We start from the raw sequence: 18874 nt of genomic DNA, 5'->3' as shown, positions 1-18874 counted from the left end.
GCCGAAATCAGGTATCGCAGGAAGGAATTATAAATTAAGCTTCCCCGCTTTTCACTATCCTATTTTCTGGAAGCGGATTTCCCATTGGCATTGCCGTAGAAGCGCCAGTTGGAAGTAAAATCTTTGGGCAATGGCTGGTTCAGCAGAATGGCGCGGACCATCTCCACGGGTAGGTTGTTTTCCTGGATGATGGCGTCATGGAACTGCTTGTTCGTCATCTTGCCGGTCTGCACCAGTTCTTTATGTAAGGCGTAGAATTGCAGACCTCCTATCATGTAGGCCAGCTGGTAGAGCGGACTATAGCGGCCCTCAAAGGAGCGGCGCACCTCGCCCTCAGCATTGGCGCGTTCGTGGCCTACCCGGTCCACCAGGAAATCAATGCACTCCTGTGGGGTCCATTTGCCCAGATGGTAATTGAGCGAGAAGATGATGCGGGCGCAGCGGTGCATCCGCCAGAAAAGCATGCCCACGCGGTCCTCGGCGGAGCGCGGAAACTTCTGGTCCCAGAGCTGCATCTCCCAGTACAGCGACCAGCCTTCGGTCCAGAAAGGAGTGTAGAAGCTTCGGTAGGCTTTGTAACGGTCGTTCATGAAGCCCTGCAGGTGGTGACCGGCGATGAGTTCGTGGTGCACGGTGGCGCGGGAGAAGTGCGGGTTGTTGCCGCGCATGCTCATGAGCTTGTCTTCATGGGCCATGGTGCTGGTGGGATACGAGATGATGAACGTCTCGCCGCCCAGGAAAAAAGGGTTCACCAGCTGACGCTCGGGGCTCATCATCTGCATGCGCCAAGTTTCCTCGGCCACCGGCGGAATAGTGATCAAATCTTTTTCTTTCAGGAAGGCCACCGATTGGTTGTAGAGATCCAACATGGCCTCGGGCTGTTTACCGGCCGGCACGTACAGGTTCTTTACTTTCTCCAGCGCCGCGTGCCAGTCTTTGCCGAAGCCCATCTCCTGCGAGGCTTTCAGCATCTCCTGGTCGCACCAGGCAAACTCCTTGTTGGCGATGTCGATCAGCTCCTCGGGGGTGTAGGGAATCATTTCATACTGCAGCTGCCGGATGAGTTCGTCCCTTCCGATGGGGTTGCCCACGATGCCGCTCTGGTCTATCTTCTGGCCTTTCGCCGGAACCTTCCCTTTTTTTTCAGCTAAAGCTGCATACTGGGTCAAGAGGCTATCTACCTTTTTGTACGGCTCTCTGGTCCACCACGAGAAGCTGGGCTCATAGTCATAGTAGAACGTGTAGACACTTTTGAGGGCATCCTTCAGGTCCAGCGTCACGCCTTGCAGGCGGTAGGCCAGGTCCCGGTCTAATCGGGGTTCGGCCTCCAGAGCGGTCTGGGAGGCTTTGAGGCTTTTCTCGATCAGGTTCAGTTCAGCGGCAATTTTCTGCCCGTCTACGTTGAGGCCGCGGCGGCGCGGTTTCTCCAGGGCATAGATCTTCTCGGCAAAAGGTACCCACTTGCTGATCTGGCTGTACTCCCTGGCACCCACGTCCAGCAGGCGCAACTCCTCGGCAAGGTTCCGTTTGGTGAGCAGGTAGTCTACCCGGGCACCGGTGTTCAGCTGGTCGTAATTCAGCGTGTTGAGTTGCTGCTGGTATTCCCCGTATAGTTTCTGAAAACGGGCCGTAAACTCGGGCGAGTTCTCCATGAAATAGAAGCGCCGCAGACTCCCTTCATCGGCTTTCAGTTTTACCAGCAGGTTGTTCACCTCGCTTGTCTGTTCATACAGCACATTGGAGCTCTGGGCAAAGATGGCTCCCGAACTCAGGAGGGTAAATACAACCGGTAAACAGGAAACCTTCAGGAAGCGAGCGCAACGGTAGATCATGGGTTTAGTAAGGGCTTAAAGGTCTGGGGTGAACATGGTAAGCGCACTCTGGGGTCACTCGCCTGCCTGGCAGGAAGGAACCTACTAAGATGTTAACTGTACCGATCCGGCGAGAAGGCGTCTATGCCCACGGATGATTTCTGGTTCAGGAGTTCCTGGGTGAGCAGCTTGCCGGTGGCGGGCGCCAGGCTGAGGCCCATCATGCTGTGGCCGGTGCCAAAAAACACATTGTTCCAGCGACTGGTTGCGCCGATGTAGGGCAGACCGTCTGGCGAGCACGGACGCAGCCCGCTCCAGATTTTATCTTTTTCCGGAAAATCGGCCTGAAAACCGCCGTAATATTTGGAGATGGAATTATGGATCCCTTTTACCCGGTTCAGGTTGATGCTGGTGTTGTCATTGGTGATTTCCATGGTGCCGCCAAACCGTACCTGTTCCCCGAAAGGGGTCACCGCCACGCGGGCTTCGGTGAGGATAGCCGGACGCTGAATAGCGGGGGAATTTTTGGTGAGGAAACTGTAGCCTTTACCGCCCAGCATGGGCATGGTGATCTTGAGCTTGCGGGCCACCTCACCGGCCCAGTTCCCAGCCGCGATGATGACCTGGTCAGAGGCAAACTCGCCTTTGTCGGTGATGACGGAGGTGACGGTTCTCCCGGAGGTGGCAAAGTCCAGCACCTCGGCATGGCGCACAATCTTCACGCCTTTCTGTTCTAAGTGCCGCACCAAATACGCGTGCAACTGCGAGGGATTCAAATGGGCGTCGCCGGGGAAAAAGACCCCACCCCGCACGTCCATGCCGGCATGAGGTTCCAGTTGCTTCACCTCGTCCGGTGAAAGGATTTCGGTTTCCAGGCCGTGTTTGCGGGCCAGATGCGCGAATTCCACTTCCTCGTGGGCTGCTTCTTCGGATTTATACAGCATCAGCAGGCCTTTTTCCTGAAAGCCTACTTCCGGGGAGTTGTGCTTACCGGCGAAGTCCACGTACAGGTTTTTGCTGTACAGGCTCAGGTTTTTCAGGTAGGGAATGCTGTATTCCACGTGCTTTTTGGTGGCTGCCTTGTAGAAAAGCAGGCACCACTGGGCCAGGCGCAGATCCAGCTTCGGGTGGATGTAAAAGGGGCTGGTAGAGGAAAGCATCCACTTCATGCCTTTGGCGATGATGCCGGGCGAGGCCAGCGGCACGATGTGGCTGGGCACGATCATGCCGGCATTGCCGATGGAGCAGCTGTTGGACAGATCTCCTCTGTCAATAATGGTGACCTCAAAGCCTTCTTCAGACAAATAGTAAGCGGTAAAAAGGCCGATGATGCCGCCCCCTACAATGGTAACTCTGCTCATATCAAATCACTTGGAATCCGTGGACATAAGGGTCTTCGTCATCAAAGAAGATGGTGTTGAGCCCCGTAACAATGGCCCAGCCTTCGATGCCGGGCAGAATGGCGGGTTTGCCGGCGACGGTGGTCTCGCCCTCAATGGTGCCGTTGAAGATTGACCCGATGTAGCTTTCATGCACAAACACATCGCCCGGCTTCAACTTTCCTTTTGCGTACCACTGGGCCATGCGCGCCGAGGTTCCGGTGCCGCAGGGCGATCGGTCTATGGCTTTGTCGCCGTAGAAAACGGCATTACGGGCCGTGGAAGCCGGTTGCAGCGTATCGCCGGTCCAGAGCACATGGCTCATCCCTTTGATGGTGGGGTTCTCTGGGTGCACGAAGCTGTATTTCTCGTTCATGCGCTCCCGTATCACCCGGCTCCAGGAAATCAGCTTATCGGCGGTGAACTCCTGCAGGCCGGGGAAGTTCTCCTGCGGATCAATGATGCCGTAGAAATTTCCGCCGTAGGCCACATCTATTTTCAACTCGCCCAACTCCGGGCATTCCACCGTCAGGCCTTCCGCCTCCAGGTAAGAGGCTACGTTGGTCAGTTTCACTGATTTTACCTTTTTGCCTTCTTGGGTGTATTTTATTTTCACCAGGCCGGCGGGTGCTTCCAAACGCAATTCGCCGGGTGTTTTGGGCGTGATCAAGCCTTCTTCAATGGCAATGGTGACGGTACCGATGGTGCCGTGACCGCACATGGGCAGGCAACCGCTGGTCTCGATGTATAACACGGCGACGTCGTTATCCGGGTCATGCGGCGGATACAGAATGCTGCCCGACATCATATCATGGCCGCGCGGCTCAAACATAAGGCCTTTCCGGATATAATCGTATTCCTGCAGGAAGTGCTGGCGCTTTTCGCTCATGTTGGCGCCCTGCAAAACGGGGCCGCCCCCGGCCACCAGGCGCACGGGGTTCCCGCAGGTGTGGGCATCAATACAGAAGAAGGTTTTTCTTGCCATAAAGGATTAAATGGGGTCTTTGGTGAACTGTCCATCCACGGTACGCCAGATGGAAAGGGGGTTCTGATCTTTTAATTCATCGGGCAGCAGGTCCTGCGGCGCCGATTGGAAGGTGATAGGGCGGGCAAAACGCTTGATGGCGTTGGTTCCCACCGAGGTGCTGCGGCTGTCTGAGGTAGCCGGGAATGGTCCGCCGTGGGTCATGGCCGGGCTTACCTCCACGCCCGTCGGCACGCCGGCGAACAACAATCGGCCGCATTTCTCGCGCACTGTGTCCACAAGGTTCCCAGCGGCAGCTAATTCAGTTGTGGTTCCCCAGATGGTGCAGGTGAGCTGGCCCTGCAGCACTTCCGCCGCCTGCTCCAGTTCTGCCATGTCGCTATAGGTCACCACCAAAGTGAACGGTCCGAAGACCTCTTCCTGCAACGCGGTGTTTTTCAGCCACTCCTGCACGTTGGTTCTGGCCAAGGCGGCGTGGCCGGTCAATACATCTTCCTCCGCCGTCACCAGAGTTTCAACGCCGCTTTCGGCCAATAACCTGGTCAGGCCCTGGTAGTAGTTCTTGGAGATGCCTTCATGCAGCATTTTATCGCCGGCGGATTCGCCCAGTTTCTGGGAAAGTAGCTCCAAAAAGGCTTCCGTGGTTGAGGATTGCGGATAGAAGACCAAGCCTGGGCAGGTACAGAACTGCCCTACGCCCTGCAACACGGAGGCTGCCGCCTGCTCCGCCAGAACAGTGGTTTCCGCTTCCGCTTTCCCGGGCAGCACGAAAATCGGGTTGATGCTTCCCATTTCGGCATACACCGGAATGGGTTGTTCGCGTTGGCAGGCTTGGTCAAAAATGGCTTTGCCGCCTCTGTAGGAGCCGGTGAACGCCACGGCCTTGGTTTTGGGGTGCTTTACTAGCTCCTGCCCCACCTCAATGCCGCCGCTTACGTGCTGGAAAACCCCAGCCGGCAAACCGCATGAGCCCAGAGCCTGTTGGATGGCCCCGAATACCAGCTGAGAGGTTTTCGGGTGCCCCGGGTGCTCTTTGTACACCACCGGACAGCCAGCGGCCAGCGCCGAGGCAGAGTCTCCACCGGCCGTGGAGAAAGCCAAGGGGAAATTACTGGCCCCAAACACCACTACCGGTCCCAGTGGAAACAGCATGCGGCGCAGATCTGGTCTGGGAAGGGGGAGCCGGTCGGGCAAAGCGGGGTCAATGGTGGCCTCTAGCCAGCCGCCCTGCTCCAGAAGATCGGCGAAGGCCTTGAGCTGGTTCATGGTCCGGCCCCGTTCTCCGGTGAGGCGCGCCAAGGGCAGATTGGATTCCTGGCTGGCTACCTGCAACAGCTCCTCGCCTAATTGTTCTATCTCGGTGGCGATAGCCCGCAGAAAGTTGGCCTTTCCTTGGGCAGATGCCTTTTTGTAGGTATGGAAGGCTTCCTCGGCGGTTTGAAGCACTTGATCAAGCGGCATGCTTTGCATTGATTTTGGTCCTTTTAAATATAAGCTTTTCGCTCTGTAAACCAAGATGATCTATCAAGCGAAAAGCTGGGCTACTGTCAGGTGACATAAGCCCAGCTTTTTACAGGGAGGTGATCAGTTCCTTTTCTGTTTCAAAATCTGGCAGAGCCGGACGGTTCTCCAGCGCCTCGTTGATGATAGCCAACACTTGTGCGCGCTCAGCGCCCTCCAAAGGCAGCCGAGGCTGACGTACGGCCTCCGTTCCCAGGTTCGTGCAGACTTCGGCCAACTTGATGTTCTGAACCAGCTTAGGATGCACATCCAATTCCAGCAGTGGATAGAACCATCGGTTGATTTTCACGGCTTCCTCAAAGCGGCCTGCTTTCACCAGTTTGTAAATAGCCACCGTCTCGGCTGGGAAAGCGCAGACCAAACCGGCTACCCAGCCATCGGCCCCCAGTACCAGGCTTTCCAGCGCCAGGGTATCCACGCCGGAAAGGATTTTGAACCTGTCTCCGAAGCGGTTCCGCATCTTGGTGATGTTGCCTACTTCACGGGTGGACTCCTTCACTGCCTGGATATTGTCCATTTCGGCCAGTTCTTCGAACATATCCAGCGTCACCTCAATGCGGTAGTCAATGGGGTTGTTGTAGATCATGATGGGCAGATCCGTGGACTGGGCCACTGATCTGAAATATGTTACGGTTTCCCGGCCATCTGCTTTGTAGCGCATGGGCGGCAACATCATGAGTCCACTCGCCCCGTTCTTGCGGGCTTCCTCGGCCGCCTGGATCGCCTTGGCAGTGGACTGCTCGGCTATGTTCATCACCACAGGCACCCTTCCTTCTACATAAGCAACGGTTTCCATCACCAGAGTTGCTTTTTCCTCATCTGTCAAGGTGCTGGCTTCCCCTAAGGTCCCCCCTAAAATGATCCCGTCCACCCCGGCATTCAACTGAGCCTCAATATTGCTCAGAAACGCAGGAATATCAAGTCGGTCATGCTCCGTGAACTTGGTGGTGACAGCGGGGAAAACTCCTTTCCATTGTACATTCATGGCGTGCTTTTTTAATGTTACTGTATTTGATTTTATGATTTCTAGACGTGTATAAGAGCTTAACAAAACTAGCTGAAAGGGTCCGAAGGGAATTCCTACATTTTACCCATTGGTGATACAGAATTATCAATTAGGCTGCTTGTGCCTTTTTATCAATTATGTTGGCTAAATTTAGGTACGTTCTTACCCTACCTTTTCCTTACCCAAACCATGAAACCCTTACATTTCAAAATCCCGAAAACCTCAGGCGAATCCGTCCGGGTTCAGTATGATGAGCAGCGCCATTTCTATGAAAACCTGCATTTTCACCCGGAGCTGCAGATCATGGTGATCTGCGAAAGCACGGGTACCCGGTTCATAGGAGACAGCATCGGAAGTTTCAGGGCGGGAGACATTTTTGTCCTGGGCTCTAACCTTCCGCACGTGTTCCGGAACGACAAAAAGTACTACGAACCTGCCTCGGAGCTTAAAGCCACCAACATCTCAGTGTTTGTGGATCTTGCCTCCTTTGAAGATAACCTTTTCTCGCTCCCTGAGGCCCATGCGCTGCAAAAATTATTGCTCAACAGCAAGCGCGGCCTATGCATCAAGGGCGACACCAAGAAAAAGGTTTTGGCCCTGATTCAGGACATGCGTTCCATGAAAGGATTCGAGCGGATTATTCAGGTTCTCATCATTCTGAACCTGCTCTCCCACTCCACTGAAGTGGAAATGCTTTCCTCGGTGGGCTTCAATGCCAACCTAAACGAATCTGATAACCGGAAAATCAACGATGTCTTCAACTATATCATGAACAACTTCTCTGAGGACATCAAACTCAGTGATGCCGCCAACGTGGCCAACATGAGCGTGAATGCGTTTTGCCGGTATTTCAAGCAACACACCCAAAAAACGTTTTCCCAGTTCCTGAACGAGATCAGGATCGGCCACGCCTGCAAACTCCTGATTGAGGACAAATGGAACATCCGGGAGACGGCGTTTGAATGCGGCTATGACAACATCTCTTACTTCAACCGGCAGTTCAAGGACATCACCAATTTCACGCCCACCGAGTTTGTGAAACTCCACAACACCCGGTACACAAGCGACTTTTCCCTGGTGGAAACGGCCCAGGAGTAAACCAGTGCTATCGGGCTGATTGAATTCAGCCAGTTCTGTTTTAGGCGGTTTCAGGAATTTCAGACCTGTCTCAGGTTTTGGACTGTTCCTGGTTCTTCGTCTCCCAGGCCGGCGGGTCCACGCCCAGCAGGTGCTTCACAAAGAAGTCACGGCGTTTGTGCTCACCGTAGTCTCCGCCGGACGAGTGCCCCATGCCGGGTACCATCAGGAAGTCGAAGTTTTTGTTGGCTTTGATGAGCGCGTCCACCAACTGCAGCGTGGAAGCCGGGTCTACGTTGTCGTCCATTTCGCCCAAGATCAACATCAGCTTGCCCTGCAGTTTATGGGCGTTGACCACGTTTGAGGAGGCGGCGTATTCCGGCCCGATGGGGAAGCCCATCCATTGCTCGTTCCACCAGATCTTGTCCATGCGGTTGTCATGGCAACCCGCCGAGGAAACCGCTACTTTGTAGAAATCGGGGTGGAACAACAGGGCTCCGGCCGAACTCTGCCCACCGGCGGAAGTCCCGAAAATGCCAACCCGCGTCAAGTCTAAATAAGGATATTTTTGCGCGGCGGCTTTCATCCAAGCAATGCGGTCCGGGAAGCCCGCGTCTTTGATGTTCTTCCAGGCGACATCCTGAAAGGCTTTGGATCGGTTGGAGGTACCCATGCCGTCTATCTGCACCACTACAAAGCCTAACTCGGCTAATTCCTGCATGTGCCGGGCCCCGGAATTGAACGTCTTGGGCACAAACGCGCTGTGCGGGCCGGCGTAGATGTATTCAATGACCGGGTACGTTTTGGCGGGATCAAAGTTGGTAGGACGCACCACGATGCCCCAGATATCCGTATGCCCGTCGCGACCTTTGGCTGAGAACACCTCGGGGGCCTTCCAACCGAGTTTAGGGAGTTCGGAGGCGTCTGCCTTCTCCAGTTCCATCACAATTTTCCCGTCGGTCGCGCTTCTGAGCACCGTCACGGGAGCCACATCTACCCGGGAGAAATTGTCCACAAAATACTTGAAATCAGAGGAGAAAGTACCGGTGTGGTGGGCGTCTTCCTTCGTGAGCGCAGTCAGGCCGGAGCCGTTGAAGTTCACCCGGTAATACTGCACCAGGTACGGGTCCTGTCCCGCCTCGCGGCCACTGCCTTCAAACAGGATGCTGCGGTTTTTCTCATCTACGTGGATTACCCTCCTGACTACCCAATCGCCTTTGGTGATCTGGTTTTTGACGTTGCCAGTAGCACCATCAAAGAGGTAAAGGTGGTTCCAGCCATCGCGCTCAGAGGCCCAGATGATCTCTTTCCCATCCCCCACATCCTGCCGGAACCGCTTGCCGCTGTAATCGATAAAGGTCTTGCTTTCCTCTTTGATCAGGTCCCGCACCTTGCCGGTGAGCGCATCCACCTCCAGCACCTTGTAGGCCTGGTGCCCGCGTTGGTTATACTCCACCGTAAATGCCTGCCCGTTTTTCCGCCAACTGGGGTTGGATAAGTCATACTGCATCCCCACCCCGAAGAGCGCCGGGTCCACCGGCACCTGCCGTTTCTCCTCCACCAGGAAAAGCTGGGGCGCCCGCTGCGGCAGCGCGTCGCCGGGTTTGAGGTAGTTGCGTGAATGGAGCTTGGGTTGCAGTTGGTCCATGGGGGAGGACTCAATCAGGTACACCAAATGCTCTTTGTTGGGCCGCACCCGGTTGGTGGCCAGCTTTTTTGAGTCCGGGGACCACTCCAGAAAGGAGGAATAGTACTCTCCGGCCGACCCATCGAAACTTAACTGATACTCCTCTTTTTTGTCTTTAACCGAACGGATATACACATTGTGGTTCTTGATGAACGCTTCCCATTGTTTATCCGGCGAAGGAACGGGTTTGTTGCCTTGGTCGCTCCCCCTATCGCCCCAGTAGCGGTTGGGGCGCTCCTCTGCTTTGCCCAGGTTCTGCAATTTGTAGGAGTTCAAAGGACTGCGCCACTTCGTTCCGTCGGCAGTAAATTCCAGGGCTTTGCCGTCCTCCACAAAGGTGATCTCCGTAAAGGGAAGGTTGTATGCCTCTACCGGTTTGCCCAAAGCGGCGGATAATTCCCTGGCCAGTTTCTGCTGATCGAAGGCCGGCTTTTTAGAGCGTTTCTGGGCATTGACCAGCATATACTCTTTCCCTCTGGGCGTCTGCCGCACATACCAAAAAGACTCTTTCCCCTCCTGCCAGTTGAACCGGGACGGCGCATAATACACCTTCGTATTCATGGCGGCCTTCAGCTTCTCCGCGCGCTCGTAATCGGCCTTGGTCCCCTGCGCCCGAAGCTGGGCAGAACCCAGGAGAACGACCAGGCAAACCAGGATTTGTTTCAAGGCGAAGCTGTGCCCGCACGGCTTGGTAGTAGGAAGGTAGGGGAAGTGAACCATTTCAGGCAGGATTTAATGGAAGTGTACTGCAATATGTCTGTAAAACCCGTAATTTCTGTTCAGCATATTAGCATCTCCTGATACAATATTAGCAGTCTGCTGTAGCCGGGAACTTCAAACCAAAATCTTATAATCACTAGGCCTCGGCTTTTAGCGACATAGTCAACCTAGGTTCTATCTTCGATCTCAGCGATATCAATCTCCCCATGTAGGGCTCGGTTTTAAAAGGGCAGGCTTTAATCAGCGATGAGCGCATGAGGTACCAAACGTAGCTTCTCCCTGCCAAGCGTAGCCTATCTTGTTTTAAGCCGTTTTGGGTGAAGAGGCTCAAAAGCAGGTTGAATGATCTTGCAACTTAGATGCTCTCTTTACCGGCGACCTCCACATAGAAGTTAGGGTCCAAGGTGAGCTCAGTTCCGGGTTCCACGCCGCTTATTTCCTTCCAGGTGGTCACCGGCTCCAGCCACTTTACTTTGCCGTTCAGGTACACTCTCACCGGTAAATCGAACCCGGAAACGGCGTTGGTCCAGCGGTACTTGAGGGTATTGCCGGCGAGTTGGTATTCAAACTTGGGAATCCGGATGTCGCGGAGGTACTGGTTGAAGAAAGGCGTGAGATCACGGCCCGCGTGTTTGCTCAGGTAGTTCTCAATCTGCTGGGTAGTGACGGTCTGGTGGTAGAACTCTTTGTTGAGGCCCCGCAGAATGTCGCGCCATTTCTTATCATTGTTCACGACTTGCCGAAGCGTATGCAGCATGTTGCCGCCTTTGGGGTACATGTCGCCGGAGCCTTTGTGGTTTACGTTGTACTCGCCTATGATGGGCTGCTTGTTCCCTATTCCGGCACGGGTTCCGATCACGTATTCGCTGCCGGCTTTCTTCCCGTAGTAATACTCCACGAAGAGGTTCTCAGAATAGTTGGTGAAACTCTCGTGGATCCACATGTCGGCGATGTCTCTGTAGGTGATGTTGTTGGCGAACCACTCGTGTCCCGATTCGTGGATGATAATGAAATCGAACTTCATGCCCCAACCGGTGGAGCCGCTGGGGTCTTTGCCCCGATACCCGTTTTTGTACCCGTTCCCGTAGGTCACGGCACTCTGGTGCTCCATGCCGGTGTAAGGCACTTCAATCAGCTTGAAACCGTCCTCATAGAACGGGTACGGGCCGAACCAATGCTCAAAGGCTTTTAGCATACGCGGCGCGTCTTTGAACTGTACCTTGGCCTTCTCCAGGTTTTCTTTCAGGACGTAGTAATCCAGATCCAGCAGGCCTTTCTCGCCCTTGAATTTCTCTGAGAAATGCACGTAGTCGCCAATGCTCAGGTTCACCCCGTAGTTGTTGATGGGGTTGGCAACAAACCAATGGAAGGTCTTGGTGCCGTCATTATTCTTGGTCACACCCCGGAGTTTCCCATTGGAGACATCCATCAGGTTCTCCGGCACGGTGACGCTGATCTGCATGCTGTCGGGCTCATCGTACATGTGGTCTTTGCAGGGCCACCACAAACTGGCGCCGTCGCCTTGGTTCGAATTTGCCACGAAGGGTTGGCCGTTGGCGTCTTTTTTCCAGGTGATGCCGCCGCTCCAGGGTGGATTCTTGCTCACCACGGGTTTGCCGCCGTAATATACCTCCACGGTGTTCACCGCGCCCTTCGTCTGTTTCAGATCTAACTGCACAAACCAGGCATTGCCGTCGCGGGTGAAAGTGAGTTCCTTTCCGTTCTGCGTTACTTTCTCTATCTGCATGGGCGGCTGCAAATCCACCTGCAGGCGCTGGTTGGGCGTGAGAACCTTATAGGTGATGGCGTTCATGCCATTGATGGTGCTGTCAGCCGGGTTCACCTTCACGTTGAGGTGGTAGTACGCCAGATCCCACCAGGCACGTTCCGGGGTGATGCTCCCCCGGAGGGTATCCTGTCGGGTAAACGTCTTGGTCTGGGCCTGCGCGGCAGTATTCCACAAAAGCAGGAAAAGGACAGACAAAGCACTGGTTTTTACGCTGTGAGTTTTAGAAACCATCTGAAAATGAGTTAAGGATCCCAAGCCGATTTCCACAGAATGGCTTAAAAAGAGGAAAGAATTGGAAGCTCCAGACAGATTCAAAGGGAAAACCCCTAGCACCCAGTCAGGCACTTTCCCTTTGGTTGCTACTGTTGGTACTATCGTTCACTTTCCGGTTTGTTCCGTTGCTTCTCCCCCAGGGTTCACCGGGTAGGTTTTCGGGGGTACTTTCAGGACTTTGATGAAAAAGTAGAAGGTCATGCCTGTCACCAAACCCAGGGTGAGGAGCATAAAGGCGAGGGCGGCCATATTCATACCTTTGTGAGTTCAAGGGTGGCCTCCATCCGTTTGCGCTTGGCCAGGGTACATCTTCTTTGATGAGCCACGAAGACCAATCCACAGATGAACACAAAAAGGCTTAACAACAAAAAGCGGGAGGCGTTTACATAAAATAGTTGATCCCGTAGCTGCGCTATTTTCGAGAGATCGGCGGTGGCCGCTATTTTCTCGTGGATACTGCTGTTCAGGATCTTGTTCAGAATTGAGGAGTTATCCGTTTCCCAATTCCCCTTCAGGTAAGCTCCCCAGTCGCCTCCTTTCGGGGTGAAGAGGGAACCCACAAACACCCAGAGCAGGAGCGCGGGCGTAACATACCTGATGATGAATCGGTAGACTCGGGGTACTTTGATGTCTGCCCCATCTGTGATTTCACTCCACCCTTTGCCCATGCCGAACACCCAGGCAAAAAGAAGGCACTCCAACAGGGCAAACACTACCAACGCCACGGTGCCCGTCCAGTAGTCGTATTCATCAAATACTCCGTAGTTGAAGAACAGAACAGTCGGCATCCCCAATATGAACACAAGTACCCCAAACGACCACGCTGCCGGTTTCCTTCTCCAGCTGAACTCATCCTGCAGAAAGCCCATCCAAGGTGTGCCCATCGCCAGCGAAGAGGTGATGCCGGCGAAAAACAGCAATCCGAACCATAGGAAGCTGGAGAAAGCCCCTAGGATGGGACCCCACTGGGAAAACAGGTAGGGCAGCGTCTTGAAGCCTAACCCCAGGCCGCCCAATTGCACCAGTTCGTTTACTTTGTCTATGCCCAGATAACCCACGGCTACCGGAATGAGGATGGCTCCGCCTAAGACTACCTCCACAAACTCGTTCATCCACCCGGCAGACATGGCATTCAACGCAATGTCCTCTTTGGACTTCATGTAAGAGGCATAGCAATGGATGGTTCCCATACCTACTGCCAAGGTGAAGAAGATTTGCCCGGCTGCGGCGAGCCACACCGTGGGCGAAAGGATTCTCTCGTACCTGGGGGTCCAGAGAAAGTTTAGCCCTACGCTGCTGTCATGGAGAGCCCCTGCTTCACCAGCGGTTATGGTCAGGCCTTTGTAGGCCAGGAAAATCCCAAATAGGATGAGCAAAGGCATCCCTACCTTCGCCACCTTTTCCACCCCCGCCATCAGCCCTTTAGAGAGAATCCAGGTGTTGAGCAACAGGCAAACCACAAAGAAGAAGACAGGCTCATAGGGGATCCCCACCGCCGAAGGGCCAAGACTCACATATTGGGTGAAAAAATTGCCAATGGCCTCCTGGGTCTTTCCGTGGAAAGTGCCCAGGACAGAATGCATCATGTAAGACAAGGTCCAGGACTCCAGGTAGCAGTAATAGGCCGCTATGGCAATGTTCGTCCAAATGCCAAACACGCCCACGTACTTCCAGAGGGCCCTTTTTCCCATGGAATCCAGGATGAAAGGAGTAGAGTGGTGCCCCTGTCTACCTCCGAAGCGGCCCATGGCCCACTCCACCCACAGCAGCGGAATACCCATTACCAGAAAGCAAACCAGATACGGGATAATGAAGGCTCCTCCCCCATTCTGAACCGCCTGCACCGGGAACCTGAGAAAATTCCCCAAGCCTACGGCATTGCCTGCCATGGCTAAAATGAGCCCCATCCGGGAGCCCCAAGATTCTGTTTCCTTTATACCCATCGGTTAAACGTGCTTGACTCTGGTGACAAAACAAAGGCTTGAGAAAAACTTCCTGCCTCCGGAAGGTATTCCAATACCCCGACTATGCTTCGGTTTAAAGCATTCTTGCAGGTTAGTAATTCAACATGATGCCGTTGATCTTAGTGGGCAACCAGACCTGCATCGGGCTTTTGCCGCGGTTAGCCCAGGAATAGTAAGGAATGGCGGTGATGGTTTTCCTCTGGGTGACGGTAGACAGGCCATCGGCACTCACGGAGATAACCGGTACTTCGGCCTTCAGGGACACCACGCCGGTTAGGAGCTGTTGGTTGAAAGTAGCCTCAAAACGGGTATCCTCGGGCACCACCATGTTCCAGGCTTCCTTGCCGTTGTCCACGCCTTCCACGCAGTACACCAGCGGGCCGCGTTGCAAGGCAATCCTATTGTTGTTGTAGGTCAGGCTGTCTTTTGCTACAACTTTTTTCACCTCCATGGGGAAGTCTAGTTCCAGGCGGTCGCCTTTCTTCCACTTCCGGTCAATGACGGCGTAACCCCGCTCCATCTTGTAAGGTACGGCTTTTCCGTTGAGCTTCAACGTGAATTTAGATGGAGCCTTGTCAGTGAAACGGTACAGATCACCGGGCACCGGTTCTCCCTGTACCCAACCCGGAATGCGCAGGTGCAGCGTCGCGCTGGTCGCCTTCGCCGGGTTCATGGTCAGGTCCACCTTGCCCTCCCAGGGGTAATTGGTTTTCATCTCCAGCGGCAGGTTCCCGTTGGGGGTATTGAGGGTGGTCTGGCTTCCGATGTACAGATTCACCCACACCCCGTTGCCGGCCTGCGCATAGACGTAGTTGCCCAACGAGGCGATCAGGCGGGAGATATTGGCCGGACAGCAGGCCGTCCCGAACCACTCGCTGCGTTGGTGCTGCCCCCGTGAGGCCAGCGGATTACCGTAGAAGAACCGGTCGCCGCTCAACGACAAACCATCCAGCGCCCCGTTGTAAAGGCTGCGTTCCAGCACGTCTACGTACTTGCTGTCGCCGGTCATGGAGCTCATGCGCTGGTTCCAGAACACCATGCCCACCGAGGCGCAGGTTTCGCAGTAGGCATGCTCGTTAGGCAGGTCATAGTCTTTGGAGAAACCTTCGTTGCGGCCCGAGGAACCGATACCGCCGGTGATGTACATGTTGCGGTAGACCACATCTTCCCACACGTTTTTCATGGCGCCCATATAGGCTTCATCGCCTTTCAGGGCAGCCACATCCGCGGCGCCGGTGTACATGTACATGGCCCGCACGGCGTGCCCCGTGATCTCCTTCTGCAGTTTCACCGGCACTACATCCTGGGCGTAGGCGGTGTCTTTCCAATCGGTCCAGGTGTAGCCTTTGGCCAGTTTGCGGCCGCGTTCCTCCAGAAGCCAATCGGCCAGGTCCAGGTACTTCTTGTTTTTGGTGGTGTTGTACAGCTTCACCAACGCCAGCTCCAGTTCCTGGTGCCCGGTTACCCAGTGCTGCTTGCCCGGCCCGAAAAGCGAGGCGAAATGATCGGCGAACTTGGTGGCCACGTCTAGCAGTTTGCGTTTGCCGGTGGCGTCATAGTACGCCACGGCCGCTTCTATGAGATGCCCGCCGTTGTAGTCTTCGTGCATGCTCATATCGGTCCAGCGCTTCTCGGGAAATTGGAGCGTGTAGTAGGTATTCAGGTAGCCGTCGGGCTGCTGGGCCTTGGCGATGAGGTCTATCCATTGGTCGGCTTTCTTCTCCAACTCAGCTGAGGGTTTGTTCCTGAGGGAATAGGCAATCGCCTCCAGGGCCTTGTAGACATCGGAGTCATCGTAGAAGAGGCCTTTGAACTCACCTTTCTTAAGACCTGCCGTAATCTCAAAGTTCTGGATGCGGGGCGTTTTCACCTCGGTTTGCTCAATACAGACCGGAATCGTGACGGTGGCTACCTGGTCCACGCGGGGTTTCCAGAAGGCATCGTTGATGGTGACTTTAGAAAAGTTGACCGGGGCAATGTTCCTGATGCCGCCCTGCGCGAAAGCCCCGGTTTGCACCAGAAGCAAGGCGGCAAGGCTAAGTAGATTCTTCTTCATTTTCTCAATCCTTTGGCGAAAAGTATGTAAGCGATGAAGGCGAGACAGGACCTGTGAGCAAAGATCAGTTGTCCTGCCGCTTGAAGAAAAGGTGCTCCGTCTATTTGGACGAGGTACCCCCTGAAGTGATGTTTTCTTTCACCATCCGCACTCCGTAGATGGGCCCCGCATTGTTTTTGGGCTTGGCTTGCAGCTTAACCGTCACCTGCTGTTTGCCCTTCACCAACTCCTGCGGAATATCATAGGAGATGTCATAGAAGCGGCTCTCTTTGTACTTATTCAGGTCCTCGGTGGCTATTTTCACGCCGTCCACCAGAATATCAAAGTTTCTGCCCCGGTTGTCCATGCCCCAGTAAGTGCCCATGAGGGTGTTCTTGGCGTTGGGTGCCACTTTCATCTTGAAGACCAGGTTGCCGCCCTGTTTGGTGGAGCGCCACTTACGGCCGTGGCCCTCGCCGGTGGTTGCGCTGTCTCCAGTGAGTTCATGGTCGCGCTCGGGTTGCATCTCGCCTACCCGCAGAATGTCCACGGTGCGGGCTTCTAGGTCTCGTTGCTTTTGCTTTTCTTCCTCGTACAATTTCTTCTGCACAGTCCATTTCTCGGGCGTGAACACGTCCCAATAGACAGTGTAGTACTCGGTGCCGGTTTGGTTGAAAGGAATCAGGTTCACCTGCTCCGGCACGGCAATGCCCGCAGTCTGGAACCGGAGTTTCTCCTCGTTGAGGGTTCTGATCCAGTGGTTGGCGTTCGTTTCGCTGGTGACCAGCACCGGCACGCCGGTCACGGGCTCCGGCTCTTTCTCCCCTAGCACGCCCGCCAGCAGCACCGGACCGTAGAACACCGCCTTGCGGTTGGGGTTATCAGGCATGGCCTCGGTGTAGAAATCAGATTTGGCGGTGAATTCTATTTTGTCGTTGTTTTTCCAATTTCGGGTCAAAACCAGGTAGCCGTCTTTGCCTGGGCTTACTTTCTGGGTTTCGCCGTTCACTTTCACCTGCAGGTCTTTGGCCCAGTGCGGCCGCCGGATGCGCAGCGGGAAAGCAGTTGTTTTGCTGGTGGAAATGGTCAGCGTAGTGTGGTCCTTGGCAGGGAGTTCGGTTTCCTGTTTTACTTTGACGCCTTTCTCTTTCCAGTCCAGCTCTGAAGGGATGAACAGGTTGACGAACAGGCTGCCGTCCTCACCCCGGAAGTAGATGCTCTCGCCGTACTTCACGTGGTTCTCCATGCCCGAGCCCACGCAGCAGGTGAAATCATCAAAGGGCGTGCTGTAGAACTTCCGGCCGCCCATGCGCAAGGGCACGAAGTAGGTCATCATGCCATCTGCGTGGTTCTGGGAAGCCAGGATATGGTTATAGAGCGCTTTCTCGTAATAGTCCATCAAATGCGCTGAGGGCTGCAGGGCGAACAGATGCCGGGTCAGCTTCAGCATGTTGTAGGTGTTGCAGGTCTCGGTGGTGTTGTCGGTGAGCTTGTCGCTGAGTTTGCCCGGCTCGCCCAGGTACTCGTAGTTGCTGTTTCCGCCGGTGGCGTAGGAGTGGTTCTGGGTCACGGTTTTCCAGAAGAAATCGGCGATGGCGATGTCTTTTTTATCACCGGTAAGCTCGTAACGGCGGGCGCTGGCAATGATCTTGGGAATCTGGGTGTTGGAGTGCTTGCCAGGCAGGATGTCTTTTCCTTGCGCCAGCGGATCCAGGATGCTTTTGTCGTAGAACCGGTACGACAGGTCCAGGTACTTTTTGTATTTGGTGATGGCGTAGGTATTGACCAGGGTCTCGGCCATGCCGCCGTACTCGCAGACCATCATCTCCTGCATTTTCTCGTCGCTCAGGCCTTTGATGGTCTCCCCGGTCCAATCGGCGAGGCCTTTGTTCACGGCCAGGGCTTTCCCGTTGCCGCAGTACTGGTAGGCATCCAGGAGGCCGGCCATGATCTTGTGCACGGTATACCAGGGTGCCCAGGCGCCGTTAAGGTCAAAACCCCGTGATTTGATGTTGCCGCTGGCCACCTCGGGCCACATCTTGTCCTCGTCGGGAATGGCGCCCACGTACCCGGTTTTTCGGACTTTCTGGGTCTCTGCCAACTCCTCCACAATGTAGTTCACGCGGTCCAAGTAGGCTTTGTCTTTGGTGGTCGCATACTGCATGGCGCACGCCGAGAGGTAATGCCCCAGACTATGCCCCGCCAAGCCCGAGGATTCCCAACCGCCATACTTAGGCGCCTTGGGTTTGAGGCCGGCGTGGGCCCGGAAATCTGACAACAAGCGGTCAGGCTCAATCTTCAGGAGGTAATCGGCGTCTGCTTTCATGGCCTCCTTGAAAGGGCTTTCCAGCAGTTTCACGTCCTGCAGGTTGAACGCGTAAGCCTTTATCCCGACCACCGGCGTGACCTGCATTTTGGTGTTGCCCCACTCCGGAACATAGGACTGGGCGCGGGCTGTGCTGAGGGAGATCAAACCGCCCAGGAGCATGGGCAGTATAAACCATCTTTTCGTTTCGTTCATGAAGTTGGGGTCTTACTTAATGGTACTGAACTCATCTGGGCCACCCTCTAATGCAAAAAGAAAGTTGCCGCTTCGCACCTTTATTGCCTCTTCCTGCCCAGGGCAG

The 18874-nt window shown here is 54.8% G+C and carries 12 protein-coding genes; 1 reads left to right on the top strand and 11 read right to left on the bottom strand.

Annotated elements, in window-relative coordinates; all coding sequences use genetic code 11:
• Positions 1-59 precede the first annotated feature (59 nt).
• From JT719_RS22915 to JT719_RS22895, 5 genes are all read right to left on the bottom strand, one after another.
• Complete coding sequence (locus JT719_RS22915; RefSeq protein WP_207436093.1) at positions 60-1832, bottom strand: DUF885 family protein; 1773 nt, start codon at positions 1830-1832, stop codon at positions 60-62.
• 92 nt (positions 1833-1924) lie between these two features.
• A complete protein-coding gene (locus JT719_RS22910) occupies positions 1925-3172 on the bottom strand; it encodes an NAD(P)/FAD-dependent oxidoreductase (protein ID WP_207436092.1) in 1248 nt (415 codons plus the stop codon).
• A 1-nt stretch (position 3173) separates the two neighbouring features.
• On the bottom strand, positions 3174-4175 hold the full coding sequence (locus JT719_RS22905) for a 4-hydroxyproline epimerase (RefSeq protein ID WP_207436091.1): 1002 nt from the start codon (positions 4173-4175) through the stop codon (positions 3174-3176).
• Positions 4176-4181: 6 nt separating this feature from the next.
• Positions 4182-5636: an aldehyde dehydrogenase (NADP(+)) gene (locus JT719_RS22900; RefSeq protein WP_207436090.1), complete on the bottom strand. Its 1455-nt coding sequence runs from the start codon at positions 5634-5636 to the stop codon at positions 4182-4184.
• A gap of 109 nt (positions 5637-5745) precedes the next feature.
• Positions 5746-6681, bottom strand: coding sequence for a dihydrodipicolinate synthase family protein (locus JT719_RS22895; protein ID WP_207436089.1), 936 nt, complete (start codon positions 6679-6681; stop codon positions 5746-5748).
• A 210-nt stretch (positions 6682-6891) separates the two neighbouring features.
• On the opposite strand from JT719_RS22895, the gene JT719_RS22890 reads away from it, so the two are divergent.
• A complete protein-coding gene (locus tag JT719_RS22890; RefSeq protein ID WP_207436088.1) occupies positions 6892-7800 on the top strand; it encodes an AraC family transcriptional regulator in 909 nt (302 codons plus the stop codon).
• Positions 7801-7870: 70 nt separating this feature from the next.
• On the opposite strand, the gene JT719_RS22885 is transcribed toward JT719_RS22890, so the two are convergent.
• The 6 genes from JT719_RS22885 to JT719_RS22860 all read right to left on the bottom strand — a co-directional run bounded on the left by JT719_RS22885 (position 7871) and on the right by JT719_RS22860 (position 18768).
• Positions 7871-10186 carry a S9 family peptidase gene (locus JT719_RS22885; protein WP_207436087.1) on the bottom strand — a complete coding sequence of 772 codons (2316 nt, stop codon included), beginning with the start codon at positions 10184-10186 and terminating at the stop codon, positions 7871-7873.
• Between the two features lie 355 nt (positions 10187-10541).
• Positions 10542-12206 carry a M1 family metallopeptidase gene (locus JT719_RS22880; RefSeq protein ID WP_207436086.1) on the bottom strand — a complete coding sequence of 555 codons (1665 nt, stop codon included), beginning with the start codon at positions 12204-12206 and terminating at the stop codon, positions 10542-10544.
• A 147-nt stretch (positions 12207-12353) separates the two neighbouring features.
• Complete coding sequence (locus tag JT719_RS22875) at positions 12354-12503, bottom strand: hypothetical protein (protein ID WP_207436085.1); 150 nt, start codon at positions 12501-12503, stop codon at positions 12354-12356.
• On the bottom strand, positions 12500-14191 hold the full coding sequence (locus JT719_RS22870) for a sodium-dependent transporter (RefSeq protein WP_207436084.1): 1692 nt from the start codon (positions 14189-14191) through the stop codon (positions 12500-12502). Before JT719_RS22870 ends, JT719_RS22875 begins: the two co-directional genes overlap by 4 nt.
• A gap of 112 nt (positions 14192-14303) precedes the next feature.
• Positions 14304-16268: a glycoside hydrolase family 127 protein gene (locus tag JT719_RS22865; protein WP_207436083.1), complete on the bottom strand. Its 1965-nt coding sequence runs from the start codon at positions 16266-16268 to the stop codon at positions 14304-14306.
• A gap of 100 nt (positions 16269-16368) precedes the next feature.
• Entirely contained in the window at positions 16369-18768 is a 2400-nt protein-coding gene (locus JT719_RS22860) for a glycoside hydrolase family 127 protein (protein ID WP_242693424.1), read from the bottom strand.
• Positions 18769-18874 lie beyond the last annotated feature (106 nt).

The organism is Sabulibacter ruber (assembly GCF_017355955.1).
Taxonomy (GTDB): domain Bacteria; phylum Bacteroidota; class Bacteroidia; order Cytophagales; family Hymenobacteraceae; genus Nibribacter; species Nibribacter ruber_A.
The sequence above is the reverse complement of the archived record's forward strand: the minus strand, read 5'-3'. Positions and strand labels throughout refer to the sequence as shown.

Coding starts and splice junctions, on each gene's coding strand:
- JT719_RS22915 (WP_207436093.1), bottom strand. CDS start 1,832: ATGATCTACCGTTGCGCTCGCTTCCTGAAGGTTTCCTGTTTACCGGTT.
- JT719_RS22910 (WP_207436092.1), bottom strand. CDS start 3,172: ATGAGCAGAGTTACCATTGTAGGGGGCGGCATCATCGGCCTTTTTACC.
- JT719_RS22905 (WP_207436091.1), bottom strand. CDS start 4,175: ATGGCAAGAAAAACCTTCTTCTGTATTGATGCCCACACCTGCGGGAAC.
- JT719_RS22900 (WP_207436090.1), bottom strand. CDS start 5,636: ATGCCGCTTGATCAAGTGCTTCAAACCGCCGAGGAAGCCTTCCATACC.
- JT719_RS22895 (WP_207436089.1), bottom strand. CDS start 6,681: ATGAATGTACAATGGAAAGGAGTTTTCCCCGCTGTCACCACCAAGTTC.
- JT719_RS22890 (WP_207436088.1), top strand. CDS start 6,892: ATGAAACCCTTACATTTCAAAATCCCGAAAACCTCAGGCGAATCCGTC.
- JT719_RS22885 (WP_207436087.1), bottom strand. CDS start 10,186: ATGGTTCACTTCCCCTACCTTCCTACTACCAAGCCGTGCGGGCACAGC.
- JT719_RS22880 (WP_207436086.1), bottom strand. CDS start 12,206: ATGGTTTCTAAAACTCACAGCGTAAAAACCAGTGCTTTGTCTGTCCTT.
- JT719_RS22875 (WP_207436085.1), bottom strand. CDS start 12,503: ATGAATATGGCCGCCCTCGCCTTTATGCTCCTCACCCTGGGTTTGGTG.
- JT719_RS22870 (WP_207436084.1), bottom strand. CDS start 14,191: ATGGGTATAAAGGAAACAGAATCTTGGGGCTCCCGGATGGGGCTCATT.
- JT719_RS22865 (WP_207436083.1), bottom strand. CDS start 16,268: ATGAAGAAGAATCTACTTAGCCTTGCCGCCTTGCTTCTGGTGCAAACC.
- JT719_RS22860 (WP_242693424.1), bottom strand. CDS start 18,768: ATGAACGAAACGAAAAGATGGTTTATACTGCCCATGCTCCTGGGCGGT.